The organism is Streptomyces sp. NBC_00490, from assembly GCF_036013645.1.
Classification (GTDB): domain Bacteria; phylum Actinomycetota; class Actinomycetes; order Streptomycetales; family Streptomycetaceae; genus Streptomyces; species Streptomyces canus_F.
Window position 1 is genome coordinate 7,453,092 of the sequence record NZ_CP107869.1, and the last position, 15,287, is coordinate 7,468,378.

Annotated in this window: 8 protein-coding genes; all 8 read left to right on the top strand. The window is 71.7% G+C overall.

Features of this window, described 5'->3' with window-relative positions; translation table 11 throughout:
• Positions 1-45 precede the first annotated feature (45 nt).
• The 8 genes from OG381_RS34100 to OG381_RS34135 all read left to right on the top strand — a co-directional run bounded on the left by OG381_RS34100 (position 46) and on the right by OG381_RS34135 (position 15,287).
• Entirely contained in the window at positions 46-2,094 is a 2,049-nt protein-coding gene (locus OG381_RS34100) for an APC family permease (RefSeq protein WP_327719830.1), read from the top strand.
• Positions 2,095-2,175: 81 nt separating this feature from the next.
• Positions 2,176-3,504, top strand: coding sequence for a class I SAM-dependent RNA methyltransferase (locus tag OG381_RS34105; RefSeq protein ID WP_327719831.1), 1,329 nt, complete (start codon positions 2,176-2,178; stop codon positions 3,502-3,504).
• A gap of 127 nt (positions 3,505-3,631) precedes the next feature.
• Positions 3,632-5,098: a WGR domain-containing protein gene (locus OG381_RS34110; protein ID WP_327719832.1), complete on the top strand. Its 1,467-nt coding sequence runs from the start codon at positions 3,632-3,634 to the stop codon at positions 5,096-5,098.
• Between the two features lie 103 nt (positions 5,099-5,201).
• Positions 5,202-6,344, top strand: a complete 1,143-nt coding sequence (locus OG381_RS34115) for a hypothetical protein (RefSeq protein WP_327719833.1) — start codon at positions 5,202-5,204, stop codon at positions 6,342-6,344.
• A 209-nt stretch (positions 6,345-6,553) separates the two neighbouring features.
• On the top strand, positions 6,554-6,994 hold the full coding sequence (locus OG381_RS34120) for a hypothetical protein (RefSeq protein WP_327719834.1): 441 nt from the start codon (positions 6,554-6,556) through the stop codon (positions 6,992-6,994).
• A gap of 40 nt (positions 6,995-7,034) precedes the next feature.
• A complete protein-coding gene (locus tag OG381_RS34125) occupies positions 7,035-7,745 on the top strand; it encodes a YcnI family protein (RefSeq protein WP_327719835.1) in 711 nt (236 codons plus the stop codon).
• Positions 7,746-8,070: 325 nt separating this feature from the next.
• Positions 8,071-13,578 carry a glutamate synthase-related protein gene (locus tag OG381_RS34130; protein WP_327719836.1) on the top strand — a complete coding sequence of 1,836 codons (5,508 nt, stop codon included), beginning with the start codon at positions 8,071-8,073 and terminating at the stop codon, positions 13,576-13,578.
• On the top strand, positions 13,575-15,287 hold the full coding sequence (locus tag OG381_RS34135; protein WP_327719837.1) for a diflavin oxidoreductase: 1,713 nt from the start codon (positions 13,575-13,577) through the stop codon (positions 15,285-15,287). The genes OG381_RS34130 and OG381_RS34135 overlap by 4 nt, the downstream gene beginning before the upstream one ends.

Here is a 15,287-nt window from a genome sequence, read left to right on the forward strand (position 1 = left end):
TGGCGGGTGGTTGGGCACCCGTTCGAACGCCTACGATGTTCTGTCGTGTCCAAACTGACCGACGTGCCCAAGCGGATTCTGATCGGGCGCGCACTGCGCAGTGACCGGCTGGGGGAAACGCTCCTGCCGAAGCGCATCGCCCTCCCCGTCTTCGCCTCCGACCCGCTGTCCTCCGTGGCGTACGCGCCTGGCGAGGTCCTGCTGGTCCTGTCCATCGCGGGTGTGTCGGCCTACCACTTCAGCCCCTGGATCGCCCTCGCGGTCGTCGTGCTGATGTTCACGGTGGTCGCCTCCTATCGACAGAACGTCCACGCCTACCCGAGCGGGGGCGGTGACTACGAGGTCGCCAACACCAACCTCGGCCCCAAGGCCGGCCTCACCGTCGCCAGCGCCCTGCTCGTCGACTACGTCCTGACCGTGGCCGTCTCGATCTCCTCCGGCATCGAGAACCTCGGCTCCGCGGTGCCCTTCGTCGTCGAGCACAAGGTGCTCTGCGCGACCGCCGTGATCGTGCTGCTCACCGTGATGAACCTGCGGGGCGTGCGGGAGTCCGGCTCGCTGTTCGCGATCCCGACGTACGTCTTCGTCGTGGGCGTCTTCATCATGATCGCGTGGGGGGCGTTCCGCGGACTGGTCCTCGACGAGACCATGCGGGCGCCGACGGCGTCGTACGAGATCAAGGCCGAACACCAGGGCCTGGCGGGCTTCGCCCTGGTCTTCCTGCTGCTGCGCGCCTTCTCCTCCGGCTGTGCCGCCCTCACCGGCGTCGAGGCCATCTCCAACGGCGTCCCGGCCTTCCGCAAGCCCAAGTCGAAGAACGCCGCCACCACGCTCGCGGCGATGGGTCTGCTCGCCGTCACCATGTTCTGCGGCATCATCGCGCTGGCCATGGTGACCAAGGTCCGCATGGCCGAGAACCCGGCCGTGGACCTGCTGAAGGACGGCGCCGCCGTCGGCGCCGACTACGTCCAGAACCCGGTGATCTCCCAGGTCGCCGAGGCCGTCTTCGGCAAGGGCAGCTTCCTGTTCATCGTGCTGGCCGCGGCGACCGCGCTGGTGCTGTTCCTCGCCGCGAACACGGCGTACAACGGCTTCCCGCTGCTCGGCTCGATCCTCGCCCAGGACCGCTACCTCCCGCGCCAGCTGCACACCCGCGGCGACCGGCTCGCCTTCTCCAACGGCATCGTGCTGCTCGCCGGCGCCGCCGGACTGCTGGTGTGGATCTACGGCGCCGACTCGACCCGCCTGATCCAGCTCTACATCGTCGGCGTGTTCGTGTCCTTCACGCTGAGCCAGACCGGCATGGTCCGGCACTGGAACCGCCACCTGGCCGCCGAGAAGGACGAGGCCAAGCGCCGCCACATGGTCCGCTCCCGGGCCATCAACGCCTTCGGCGCCTTCTTCACCGGCCTGGTGCTGGTCGTCGTCCTGGTCACCAAGTTCACGCACGGTGCCTGGGTCGCCCTGCTCGGCATGGTGATCTTCTACGCGACGATGTCCGCGATCCGTAAGCACTACGACCGGGTGGCCGAGGAGATCGCGGCCCCCGAGGGCCCGAGCGACGACAGCGTACGACCGTCCCGCGTGCACTCCGTCGTCCTCATCTCCAAGATCCACCGCCCCACGCTGCGGGCCCTGGCGTACGCCAAGCTGATGCGCTCGGACACGCTGGAGGCCCTGAGCGTCAACGTCGACCCGGCGGAGACCAAGGCGCTGCGCGAGGAGTGGGAGCGGCGCGGGATCGACGTACCGCTGAAGGTGCTGGACTCGCCGTACCGCGAGATCACGCGACCGGTCATCGAGTACGTGAAGAGCCTGCGCAAGGAGTCGCCGCGGGACGCGGTGTCCGTGATCATCCCGGAGTACGTGGTCGGTCACTGGTACGAGCATCTGCTGCACAACCAGAGCGCGCTGCGGCTCAAGGGCCGGCTGCTGTTCACGCCGGGGGTCATGGTGACCTCGGTGCCGTACCAGTTGCAGTCCTCGGAGGCGGCGAAGAAGCGGGCCCGCAAGCGGCAGGACTGGAACGCGCCGGGTGCGGTGCGGCGGGGACCCGCGGAGGAGCGGGCGAAGGAGGCGTCGACGCCGAAGTAGAGTGGTGGGTTGTTGTCGGCCCATCCCGTGGGCCGGTCCCGTGGTCCATCCCTCACTCGATCGTTGTGGAGTCTCCCCGCCATGCAGGCAGAACCGAAGAAATCACTGGTGGGGGTCGACTACGAGGTCGAGGTCGGCCCCGTCGCGCACGGCGGGCACTGCATCGCCCGTACGTCCGACGGCCAGGTGCTGTTCGTCCGGCACACCCTTCCCGGTGAGCGGGTCGTGGCCCGGGTGACCGACGGCGAGGAGGGCGCCCGGTTCCTGCGGGCGGACGCCGTCGAGGTCCTGGAAGCCTCCAAGGACCGTATCGAGGCGCCCTGTCCCTACGCCGGGCCCGGCCGCTGCGGCGGCTGCGACTGGCAGCACGCCAAGCCCGGGGCGCAGCGCCGGCTCAAGGGCGAGGTCGTCGCCGAGCAGTTGCAGCGGCTCGCGGGGCTCACGCCCGAGGAGGCCGGCTGGGACGGCACCGTGCTGCCCGCCGAGGGCGACAAGCTCCCGGCGGGCCAGGTGCCCCAGTGGCGGACCCGGGTGCAGTACGCGGTGGACGCCGACGGCAACGCGGGGCTCCGCCGCCACCGCTCGCACGAGGTCGAGCCGGTCGAGCACTGCATGATCGCGGCGCCGGGCGTCAGCGAGCTGGGCATCGAGGACCGTGACTGGTCCGGGATGGCCTCGGTCGAGGCGATCGCCGCGACGGGTTCGCAGGACCGCATGGTGATCCTGGAACCCCGTCCGGGCGCCCGCCTTCCCCTCGTGGAGCTCGACAAGCCCGTCTCCGTGATGCGCGTCGAGGAGCACGACGGCGGCATCCACCGGGTCCACGGCCGCGCCTTCGTGCGCGAGCGGGCCGACGGCCGTACCCACCGGGTGGGCAGCGGCGGCTTCTGGCAGGTCCACCCGATGGCCGCCGACACGCTGGTCAAGGCCGTCATGCAGGGCCTGCTGCCGCGCAAGGGCGACATGGCGCTGGACCTGTACTGCGGCGTCGGCCTGTTCGCGGGCGCCCTCGCCGACCGGCTCGGCGACAAGGGCGCCGTCCTCGGCATCGAGTCCGGCAAGCGCGCGGTGGAGGACGCCCGGCACAACCTCGCCGCCTTCGACCGCGTCCGCATCGAACAGGGCAAGGTCGAGACCGTCCTCCCGCGCACCGGGATCACCGAGGTCGACCTCATCGTCCTGGACCCGCCGCGCGCGGGGGCGGGGCGCAAGACGGTCGAGCAGCTGGTGAAGCTGGGGGCGAGGAAGATCGCGTACGTGGCATGCGATCCGGCGGCGCTGGCGAGGGACTTGGGGTACTTCCGGGACGGGGGGTATCGGGTGCGGTCGCTGCGGGTGTTCGATCTGTTCCCGATGACCCATCACATGGAGTGCGTGGCGATTCTGGAGCCTGCCTCCAAGGGGCGCTGAACCGGGTCCTGGAAGCCCTCCCCTCCCCGGATCCGGGCGCGGGCCGCGTTGTCAGTGGTGACCTCTATTTTGGAATCACTGGGGATCGGCCGTCGCGGTCGACCGGGGTCTTGGGGAGGGGTGTGCTGTGTCCGCTGCGCAGGGACGACAGTCGGGGAGCACGACGTATCTGGAGCTGTCTCAGGAGAGCGGCGGTGCCCACAAGTTCTACGAGGTGACCGTCGAGGGGACCACCGTCTCCGTGCGGTACGGGCGGATCGGTGTGGACGGGCAGCGTCAGACCTCCGCGTTCCCGACGGTGGAGAAGGCGAACGCGGCGGCGGCGAAGAAGATCGCCGAGAAGGTGCGCAAGGGGTACGCGCCGGCGGTGCGGGGGCAGCGTGCGGCCCGGCCCGTGACGCGCCGTCAGGTGACGTCGGCGCCGTCCACGGCGCGGGCGACCGCCCCGGTGCTGTGGCGGTTCCGTACGGGCGCGTCGGCGTTCGGAATCCATGTCGACGAGGACCGCTGCTGGGTCGGCAACCAGCACGGCAGTGTCTACAACCTGAGCCACGACGGCGAGGTGCTGGCCCACTACTCCCTGCCCGACGGTGTGAAGTGCCTGGTGGCGGACGACTTCTGGATCTACGCGGGCTGTGACGACGGCCGGGTGTACGACCTCTCGGCGAAGGTCCCGTTCGCCGCCTACGAGATCGCGGCCGAGGTGGACATCTTCTGGCTGGACATCCACGCGGGCGTGCTGAACGTCTCCGACCGCAACGGTGGTCTGACCGTCATCGACCACGAGGACGAGCTCCAGTGGTCGCGCAACTCCTCCGGCGAGCAGGGGTGGATGGTGCGGGCCGACGACCGCGCCGTCTACCACGGGCACAGCAGCGGTGTGACGGCCTACGCGGCGAACGGCACCGGTCAGCTCTGGCACACCGCGACCAGCGGAAATGTGCTCTTCGGCTGGCAGGAGGCGGACGCGGTCTACGCCGGGACGGGGCGGCGGGTCGTGCAGCGGCTCGCGAAGTCCTCCGGGTGGGTCGAGGCCACCTACCAGTGCGATGCCGCCGTGTACTCGTGCGCCACCTCCCCCGGCGGGCGGTACGTCTTCGCGGGCGACTCCGCCTCCTCGGTCTACTGCTTCACCGCGGACGGCACCCGGCTGTGGAAGCTCGGCACGGGTGGTGGCTCGGCGCTCTCGATGCAGTACCACGACGAAAGGCTGTACATCGTCTCCACGGACGGCTCGCTCGCCTGCATCGACGCGAGCGAGGCCGCGATCAACGCCGCCCAGTCGGGCACCGTCCCGGTCGCCGCGGACGTCAAACTGGCGGCTGCCCTGCCGACGTACGCGCCGCTGACCACCGCCGCCTCCGTCGCCACGGTCAGCGCCGTGCCCGCGGCGGGGAGCGGAGTCGTCGTGGAGTGCGTCGAGCACGGAGGCCGTGTGCGGGTGCATGTGGTCTCCGAGGGCTACGAGCCGAGTTGGAACGTCCAGTTCCCCCGTGCGATACGCCAGCCCGGCGCACGGTATGTGGTGGACGCGCTGCACTCCTCCTCGGGCGGCTTCTACCGGGTGCGCGGAGAGATCAGGCGGCTGGTGTGACGGGTGGTTTGTCGCGGTCCGCGCCGGGCAGGCGGACCGAGTTCGCCTCGCGGACAGGCCCAATGCGTCGCGCGAACGGTGCTTTCCTGTAAGGCTCGCTCCTGTGACGTACGTAGTGACCGTGGACACCTGCATCCCGGAGGGCACTCCGGAGATGGACCCGCTTCAGCGTGCCGGAGCCGTGGCGATCGTCGAGGACGGATTCGATTCCGTCCGGGCGATCGAAGGGCCCGACGGCGTGGCGGTCGAACTGCTGGACACCATCGTGGCCGTCCACCCCGGTGGCGCGCTGCTGAAGGTGATCGTGGACGCTCCGGCACTGGAGTTCGCCGAGGACTCGGTGCGGGCGCTCGTGGACGAACTGCTGGAGCGCTCCGAACTGTTGGCGGACTGGACGATCGAGCGATGCGAGGTGGAGCTGCACCAGGACCTGGCGAGGAAGAGCCTCGACGCGGCCGAAGGCCCCGATGCCCCGCCCGACGATCCCGCCACCCGCAAGGCACGGCACACCGGGGGCCTCACGCCGGAAGGCGCCGGGGAGGCGTCCGACGGTGAGGCGAAGGCCGCCGCGGTGCGGAGCCGGATGCTGGGGGTGGCGGCCGAACTGCGGTCCTTTCCACCGGCCGTGTTCGGTGTGCCCGGCGAGGAAGGCGACGGGAGGGCGGACGGCGAGGGCGAGTTCACCGTTTCGCCGGCGAGCGCCGCACTCGCCGCCGGCGCGTTGGTCCACGCGATCGACATCCTGGTGGACGAGCTGTTCGAGGACGTGCAGGTCCTGACGCAGGAGGACGCCACCGTCGCGGAATGCGAGGGCCCCCTGTGGCACTTGGAACGCCTGCCCGACCGGTACGCGCTCCAGTACGACGCCCGCTTCGCCCGCCGCTTCCTGGTGACGGTGATCGCCATGACCACCCGCTTCACCGACGGGAGCTTCGAGCGGCTCAGCTGTGTCGCCGAGGAACTCGCCCTGCGGTTCCTCCTGAGCCGGGCCATCGTGACCCTGGAGCTGCACGGGCTGCTCGACGACGAGGTGTCGGCCGCCCTCGACGCGTTCGCCGGGAACGTGTACGAGGACATGGACCACGAGTGGCTCTACGACGGCGCGACGGACGGGATCGACGCCTCCGCCCTGGGGGTCGGGCTCGACGGCGCGCCCATCGCGTTCGGTTCGTGGTTCACCCCGTTCGGCGAGGACGGGTACGTCCACCCGTCCGCGACGGACGAACCCGAGGCGGCGGCACGCTGAGCCAGGGGGCGGACTTCCGGTGGGCAGCGTGGGGGAGGCTTCGGCCGCATGACAGCATCGGGTGGCATGAGTGCGTCCCTGGGGGTGCGGAGCCTGCGCGCGGCGGTGTTCGCCGTGCTGTGCGTGCTGCTGGCCACCGGAGGACATGCGCTGGCCGTGGGGGTGGCCCCGCCGGTGCCGGTGCAGGGCGCCGGGGGCTGGCGGTCTTCGTGGCCGCGCTGCTGCTGGGCGGGCGTGAGCGGTCGCTGGGCGGCATCGGTGGCGGGACGTCGGCCGCCCAGGGCGGGCTGCACCTCGCGTTCGGCGCCGCCCGGCCGCACACCGGGACGGTCATGCACGGCATGCGGATGGCTCCGCACCTCCATGCGTCGGCACCCCACGCCACCGCCGCCCACGTCGGGGCGGCGCTCCTGCTGACCTGGTGGCTGCGGCGCGGCGAGGCCGCGCTGTGGTCCCTGCTGCGGTGGGCGGTCGCCTTCGTGCCGGGGCTCGCCGCCTGGTGGCGGGCGGCCGATGGCTTCCGGGGCGTGCCGAGCGGACCGCAGCCCGTGCGCCGGGCCGGCGACCGGACGTGGTCGCCGCGGCAGGAGTGGCTGCGCCACGCCGTTCACCGGCGCGGGCCGCCCACCGGGATGTCGTACGCCGTCTGATTCCCGACATCCCTTCCGCAGTACGGAGATCCACTCAGCCATGTCCACCACCCCGCGCCGCGCCGGCGCCGTCGTCGCCCTCGCCGCGGTCGCAGTCCTCACCGCCGCCAGTGCCGCCTCCGCGCATGTCACCGTCCACCCGGAGAGCTACGCCAGGGGAGCCACCGACGGCACCCTGACCTTCCGCGTCCCCGACGAGGAGGACTCCGCCTCCACCACCAAGGTCCAGATCTTCCTGCCCACCGACCACCCCCTCCTCGGTGTCCTCGTCGCGCCGCGGGACGGCTGGACCGCGAAGGTCACCGACACCAGGCTCAAGACGCCGGTCAAGACGGACGACGGCACCATCACCGACGCCGTCTCCGAGATCACCTGGACCGGAGGGAAGATCGGAGCCGGGCAGTACGAGGACTTCGACGTCGCCTTCGGACAGTTGCCCGACGACGCCGGCCGGCTGGCCTTCAAGGCCCTGCAGACCTACTCCGACGGCAAGACCGTCCGCTGGATCGAGGAGGCCGCGCAGGGCGACGAGGAACCGGAGAACCCGGCGCCGGTCGTGAAGCTCACCGCCAAGGAGGGCGGTGGCGGTACCGCTGCCACTCCGGCGAAGGCCCAGGAGGCCGCCGCCGACAGCAGCGACTCGACGGCGCGCGGGCTCGGCGTCGCCGGGCTGATCGTGGGCGTGCTCGGGCTGGCCGCGGCCGCGTTCGCCGTCGTGCGGACGCGGTCAGCCGGATCCAGGGACGCGTGAGGCGCCTGCCCTGCCGGCGGAATCCCGTCGGCAGGGCAGGGCAGGGCAGGTCCGGCTCCGTGACGTGCGCGAACGGCGCGGCTTCGGGGCGTCGAGGACCAGCCTGCGGACGCCTCGACGGGTTCGGGCGTGTTTCGCATACGATCGGGACGAGGCTCCGACATATGTGCAGGATGCGCACTTGCGCAGAACTTAGGTAAGCCTTACCGTTCACAATCGCACCACTCAGGGCCCTGGCCGGAACACCGGCCCCGCCCGCGGCGAGCGCTTCACCGACGCAGCCTGGCCGTCCGATGCCGGAACTCGCTGCTCCCAGGACGCCCCCTTGAATCACAGCACCTTCGGTCTGTACGACCCTGCCCTCGACCACAGCGACTGCGGCGTCGGCTTCATCACCCGGCTCGACGGGACACCGAGCCACGACGTCATCCGCAAGGGCGACGAAGCGCTCCGCGCCATCCCGCACCGCGGCGGCAAGTCCGCCGAGGGTGTCGGGGACGGCGCGGGCGTGAACGTGGACCTGTCGGCGGAGTTCTTCGGCGCGATCACCGGCGAGGAACTGCGTGCCGGGCACTTCGGCGTCGCCAACTGCTTCGTGCCGGCCGACGGCGAACGCCGGGCCGCCGCGATCGACCTCGTGGGCCGGAGCATCGCCGAGCAGGGCTTCGACGTCCTCCTCGTCCGCGACGTACCCGTCGACCACGCCGTCGCCTGCCCCGCCGCCGAGCAGTACCAACTGCCCATCGTGCAGTGGGTGTTCCGGGCGCCCGTGAGCTGGGAGCGCGCAGACACCGACTCGGCCGCCAACCGTGCCCTGCTCGCCGTGGAGGCCGTGGCCTACGCCGACGAGGCGACGTACGCGGGGCTGTACGTGCTGTCGCTCAGCGCCCGCACCCAGGTGCTCAAGGGACGGCTCAACTCCGCGGAGGTCATCGGGTACTTCCGCGACCTCGTCGACCCCCGGCACTCCGTGCGCTCGCTCTACTTCCACACCCGGTTCTCCACCAACACCGAGCCGCACCCGACCATGGCCCAGCCGTTCCGGCTCATGGCGCACAACGGCGAGCTCAACACCGACCGCAAGAACCGCCTCAGCGACGAGGCCCTCGCACGGGCCCGGACCCGGAGCATCGTGCGCCCGCCGGGGCAGTCCGACTCCAGCCGGCTCGACCAGACCCTCCAGAGCCGCGTGTTCGACGACGGCCTGGACCTCGTCGAGGCGGTCGTGTCCCTCATGCCGCCCGCCTGGGAGAACGACCGCACACTGCCCGCGGCCACCCGGGACATGCTGGAGTTCTTCTCCCTGTACGAGGAGAAGAACGACGGCCCCGCCGCCCTCATCTTCAGCGACGGCGACGTCGTCGGCGCCCGCCTGGACCGGCTCGGCCTGCGCCCGCTGCGCACCGTGGAGACCGCCGAGTACCTGATGGTCGCCTCGGAGGCCGGCCAGGTCGCCTTCCCCGACGACGAGGTCGTGCACCGGGGCCGTATCGAGGCCGGCGGCATGCTCGTCGTCGACCACCGCACCGGACGCCGGCTGCGCACCCGCGAGGTGCTGGACGCCCTCGCCGCGCGCCGCCCGTACAGCGAACTGCTCACCTCCGCCCGGGTGAACCTCGACGACCTGCCCGCCCCCGACTACTACCGCGGCACCACGACACTCGGCTACGACGGCGACCTCACCCTCGCCGGGCGGTACGTGGCGTACTCGCTGAACCAGGAGAGCTTCCGGTTCATGCTCGACCCGATGCTCGCCGACGGGTCGGAGCGGATCTCGGCGATGGGCTACGGCAACGCCATCAACGCGCTCAGCGACACCGAGGGCGGCATGGCGAAGTACTTCTCGCAGCGCTTCGCCCAGGTGACCAACCCGCCGCTGGACAGCATCCGCGAGGCCGACGGCATGAGCATGCGGGTCGCGCTCGGCCCCAAGCCCGACGGGACCCCGCACAGCGCCGGCCGCCAGCTCGTCGTCTCCTCGCCCGTGCTCGGGCACCTCGACATGGTCCGGCTGCGGGACCAGCGGATCGTGCCGCTGAAGCGGTTCGCCATGCTTTACGAGCCGGTGGCCGGGGACGAGACCGCCAACGCCGACGCCCTGCGCACCGCGCTCGGGCAACTCTGCGACGACGTCGAGCGGTTCGCGTCCGAGCAGGGCGGCATCGCGCTCCTCACCGACCGCGCGGTCTCCTCGACGCGGGCGCCGCTGCCGGTCATCCTCGCCGTCGCCGCCGTCAACCAGCGGCTCATCGAGACCGGGCTGCGGCTGCGCGTCTCGCTCGTCGCGGAGAGCGGCCAGCTGGCCTCCTCGCACCACGTGGCGACCGCGCTCGGCTTCGGCGCCTCCGCCGTCTACAGCCTCAGCGCACGGCTGCGCGCCGAGGAGAAGTTCCCGAGCGCACCGGCCCCCGCCGGCGAGATCACCGCGACCGACCGGGCGCTGGCGAAGTTCCGCAAGGCCGCCGAGAAGTCCCTCGCCAAGACCATGGGCCGGGTCGGCCTGTGCACCGCCGAGAGCTACATCGGCGGCGAGTTCTTCGAACCCAACTACCTCGACACCCGCGACGACGTCTTCGCCCGGACCTTCCCGCACATGGACGCCCCGGTCGGCGGTGTCGGGTTCGCCCGGATCGCGCAGGCCGCCACGGACTGGCACGAGCGGGCCCGTACGGTCCAGGGCGAGCAGCAGATCCCGCTGCTCGGGCTGTTCAAGGAGCGCTCGGACGGCGCCGGGCACTCCTTCGGTGTCACGGCCGTGCGCGGCTTCGGCGACATGGTCGAGGAGAAGCCGGAGTTCGGGAAGCCCGAGGACTCCGACGCGCTCCGGCTGCTCACGCTCGGCCAGCTCGACGACGCGTTCGGCATCACCGACGCCGCGTACCGCAACACCGGGTACGACGCGCTCAGCGACGCCGAGATCGACGCGTTCCGGATCACCCCCGGGTACCGCGCCTTCCTGCGGACCACGCACGAGGAGCGCTCCCGCCGCCCGGCCGCGCTGCGGGACGTGCTCGCGCTGCCCGCGGACGTCACCGGACTGCGTACGGCCGAGGACTTCGCCCGGGAGCTGGGCCGGTTCTCGACGGACGGGAACGCGAGCGTCACGGTCCGGGGTGTCGCCGTCTCCCGAACGGAACAGGGCACCTTCCGACTGCGTCTCGCCGCACCGGACCTGGACCGTCACACCGCCCTCGCCGAAGCGCTCGCGCGCCTGGGCGAGGCCGAGATCCTCGCGGTGGGCGCCGACGGCATCGACGTGGCCCCCGCCGGTACCGAAGCCCGCCTCCTGGCCCTCCTCGACAGCGACAGCGCCCCCGCCGGCGTTCCGCTCGACGAGGTCCAGCCCGCGCACGAGATCACCCGGTCCCTCGCCTCCGGCGCCATGAGCCACGGCGCGCTCGTGGCGACCGCGCACGAAGCCGTCGCGCACGGCACGAACATGGTCGGCGGCATGTCGAACAGCGGTGAGGGCGGCGAGCACCACACCCGGTACGGCACCATCCGCGGCTCCCGGATCAAGCAGTTCGCGTCCGGCCGGTTCGGCATCTGGGCGGGCTATCTCGCCGACCCGATGCTCGAAGAGCTGGAGATCAAGATCGGGCAGGGCGCGAAGCCCGGCGAGGGCGGCCAGCTGCCCGCGCCGAAGGTCACCGTCGACATCGCGGCGGCGCGCGGCGGCACCCCCGGCATCGAGCTGATCTCCCCGCCCCCGCACCACGACACGTACTCCATCGAGGACCTCGCGCAGCTCATCCACGACTGCAAGGCGGCCCGGGTCCGGGTCGTCGTCAAGCTGGTGTCCTCGGAGGGCATCGGCACCATCGCGGTCGGTGTCGCCAAGGCCGGCGCGGATGTCATCAACGTCGCCGGGAACACCGGCGGCACGGGTGCCGCGGCCGTCACCAGCCTCAAGTACGCGGGCCGTTCGGCGGAGATCGGCGTCGCCGAGGTGCACCAGGCGCTCGTCGCGAACGGGCTCCGGCAGAAGGTCGTGCTGCGCTGCTCCGGCGCGCACCAGACCGGCGGCGACGTCGTCACCTCGGCCCTCCTCGGCGCCGACAGCTTCGAGTTCGGTACGACCGCGCTGATGATGCTCGGCTGTGTCATGGCGAAGAACTGCAACGTGAAGTGTCCCGCCGGACTCACCACGAACCCCGAGGTCTTCGAGGGCGACCCGCGCGCACTCGCCCAGTACCTGCTCAACATCGCCCACGACGTACGGCAGATCCTCGCCCGCCTCGGACTGCGGTCCCTGCGCGAGGCCCGGGGCCGCACGGACCTGCTCCAGCTGCTGGACCACCCCGCGAGCGTGGGCCGCCTGGACGTGCGCCGTCTGCTCGCGCGCGTGCCCGAGAAGGTCGTGGCGGACCCGGAGTACCTGGAGAAGAACTTCACCACCGACGACGCCCTCGTCGAGCGGGTGCGGACGGCGCTCCTCGACCGGCGCGAGCCGTCCCTGCTCGTCGAGGGCATCCGCCTCGGCAACAGCGACAAGTCGGTGGGCGGACAGCTGAGCATCGACATCGAGCGGCTGCTCAACCACGAGAGCGCCGCCGACGGACCCGCCGTCACCACCGACGACCGCGGCCGCCGCCGCCTCGTCGACGACGCGGTCCGCATCCGCACCACGGGGTCCGCCGGTCAGTCGTACGGCGTGTTCTGCAACGACGGCATCACCCTCGAACACACCGGCACCGCCAACGACGGCGTCGGCAAGAGCCAGAGCGGCGGCCGGATCATCGTCCGGGCTCCCGGCGGTGGCAGCGCCGAACGCGGCGGCAACGTGCTCATCGGCAACTTCGCGCTGTTCGGCGCGACCGGCGGGCGGACGTTCGTGCAGGGCGAGGCCGGTGACCGGTTCGCCGTGCGCAACTCCGGCGCGACCGCGGTCGTCGAGGGCGTCGGCGACTTCGGCTGCGAGTACATGACCGGCGGCACCGTGCTCAACCTCGGCGGTTTCGGCAAGGGCCTCGGCAACGGGATGAGCGGGGGGTTCCTGTACCAGTACGACCCCTCGGGCGAGCTGGCCGGACGGGTGAGCGCCGACTCGCTGCTGGTGTTCCCGGTGACGGACACCGCGCGCGGTGCCTTCCACGAGGAGGCCGTACGACTGCTGCTGACCTGGCATGTCGAGGCCACCGGCTCCGAACTGGCGGCCCGGCTCCTGCACGACTGGGACACCGAGCGGCAGCACGTGTACTGCGGGATGCCCCGCGCGCTGCTGCTCTACCAGGACTCCACGGAGATCCTCGCCGCGGCGACCCGGTCCCAGCTCCTCGACGAGCTGGCGACCTCCATCGCCACCGACAAGCTCCGCGCGTTCAAGGTCGACTACCGCGACCGCCGCACCGTCCTCGACGGCCGGGCCCCGGCCTTCGGCGACCAGGGCAGCGACGACATGTTCTCGCTGCTGTCCTCGTACACGGTGCTCGGCGTCGCGCAGGACCTCGCGCTCCAGCGGGTGCCGGGCGCGAGCGGACCGGAGGACCCGCGCATCGCCGAAGCCGTGCGCAACCTCGTGCTCACCGAGGACTTCTTCGTCAAGCAGCGCGTGGTGAAGTACCTGCGCGGCACGCTCGACCGCTTCGACGGCGCCGAACTCGCCACCCTCATCGCGATCAAGCGCCTCGACGACTACAAGCGCGCGCTCAAGCAGCGCAACAACCTCAGCGTGGACGCCCCCGGCACCTACGGCTGGATCATCCACCAGACCACCAAGAACGCCGGTCGCGTCCGCGCCGCCCGGTTCGACGAACTGCTCGCGAACGCCGCGCTGGAGGACATCGCCTCCCGCCGCGCCCCGCAGGCCCCGACCGAGGCGGTGACCGCATGACCGTCATGCCCCCGACCGGATCCCTCATCCCGGCCGACGCGCCCTTCTCCGCCCAGCAGGAGTCCTGGCTGGCCGGGTTCATCGCCGGCATCGCGGCCGCCGGACGCCGGGACAGCGCCGGCGCCGACGCGCCCGCGGCCACCGTCGACGTGCTGATCGGCACCCAGACCGGCAACGCCGAACTCGTGGCCGACGACGTCGTCGCCGGTGCCCGCGCCCGCGGACTCGGCGGCCGGGCCACCGCCCTCGACGACGTCACCCCCGAGGCGCTCGCCGCGATGTCCCACGTCATCGTCGTCACCTCGACGTACGGCGAGGGCGAGATGCCCGACAACGCCGGGCTGTTCTGGGAGGCGCTCCAGTCCGACACGGCCCCGCGCCTCGAAGGCGTGCGCTACTCGGTCCTCGGGCTCGGCGACCGCGGCTACGACGACTTCTGCCAGGCCGCCAAGCTCATCGACACGCGTCTGGAGCAGCTCGGGGCGACCCGGCTGCACGAACGCGTGGACTGCGACGTGGACTTCGAGGAGCCCGCGGGGCAGTGGACGGCCGCGGTCCTGGACCTGGTCGCCGCCGAGACCGGCGCGAAGGGCACGGGCGCCGCGGAGGCACCGAAGAAGCCCCGCTCCCAGTGGAACAAGCGCACCCCCTACCCGTCCCGGCTCGCCACCAACAGGCTCCTGTCCGCCCCGCACAGCGCGAAGGAGATCCGCCACTACGAGTTCGACCTCGGCGACAGCGGCATCACCTACGAGGCGGGCGACGCGCTGGCCGTCGTACCGGTGAACGACGCCGCACTGGTCGAAGCGCTGCTGGAGCACCTGGGCGCGAGCGGCGACCGGGAGAGCGCCGAACTGCTGCGCACCGAACGCGAGATCCGCACCCCCTCCAAGGAGTTGATCGCCGACCTCGTCGAGCGGGCGCCCGCGAGCGAGCTGGCCTCGGTCGTCGCCCACGGCGACCGGTCCGACCTCGACTCCTGGCTCTGGGGCCGGGACGTGCTCGACCTGCTCCGGGATGCCGGTCCGGCCGCCCCCGGCCTCGCCGAACTGCTGCCGTTCCTGCGGCCGTTGCAGGCACGCCAGTACTCGATCTCGTCGAGCCCGCTCGCCCACCCGGGCAGCGTCCACCTCACGGTGGCGTCGGTGCGGTACGGCAGGTACGAGGGCGTCACGTCGACGTACCTGGCGGACCGGGTCGGTGAGTCCCCGGTGGGCATCTACCTCCAGCCGAACGCCTCCTTCAGCGTCCCGGCGGACGACGACGCCCCGATGGTCATGATCGGCCCCGGCACCGGCATCGCCCCCTTCCGCGGCTTCCTGCACGAGCGGGCCGCGCGCGGCGCCTCCGGACGGAACTGGCTGTTCTTCGGGGACCAGCACCGCGAGACCGACTTCGTCTACGAGGACGAGCTGACCGAGCTGCGAACGCGCGGCGTGCTCACCGAACTCGACCTCGCCTTCTCGCGCGACCAGGCCGAGAAGGTCTACGTACAGACGCGGATGCGGGAGCGGTCGCGGGAGCTGTACGCGTGGCTGGAGGAGGGCGCGCACCTCTACGTCTGCGGCGACGCCTCCCGCATGGCGAAGGACGTGGAGACGGCCCTGCTGGGCGTCATCGCCGAGCAGCGCGGACGCGGGGACGACGACGCCGCGGAGTACCTCGCGGATCTGCGCCGGGCCAAGCGCTACGTCCGGGACGTGTACTGA

Excerpts from the sequence above, each read along its gene's own strand:
- OG381_RS34125 (WP_327719835.1), top strand. The coding sequence starts at position 7,035 with ATGTCCACCACCCCGCGCCGCGCCGGCGCCGTCGTCGCCCTCGCCGCG.
- OG381_RS34135 (WP_327719837.1), top strand. The coding sequence starts at position 13,575 with ATGACCGTCATGCCCCCGACCGGATCCCTCATCCCGGCCGACGCGCCC.
- OG381_RS34105 (WP_327719831.1), top strand. The coding sequence starts at position 2,176 with ATGCAGGCAGAACCGAAGAAATCACTGGTGGGGGTCGACTACGAGGTC.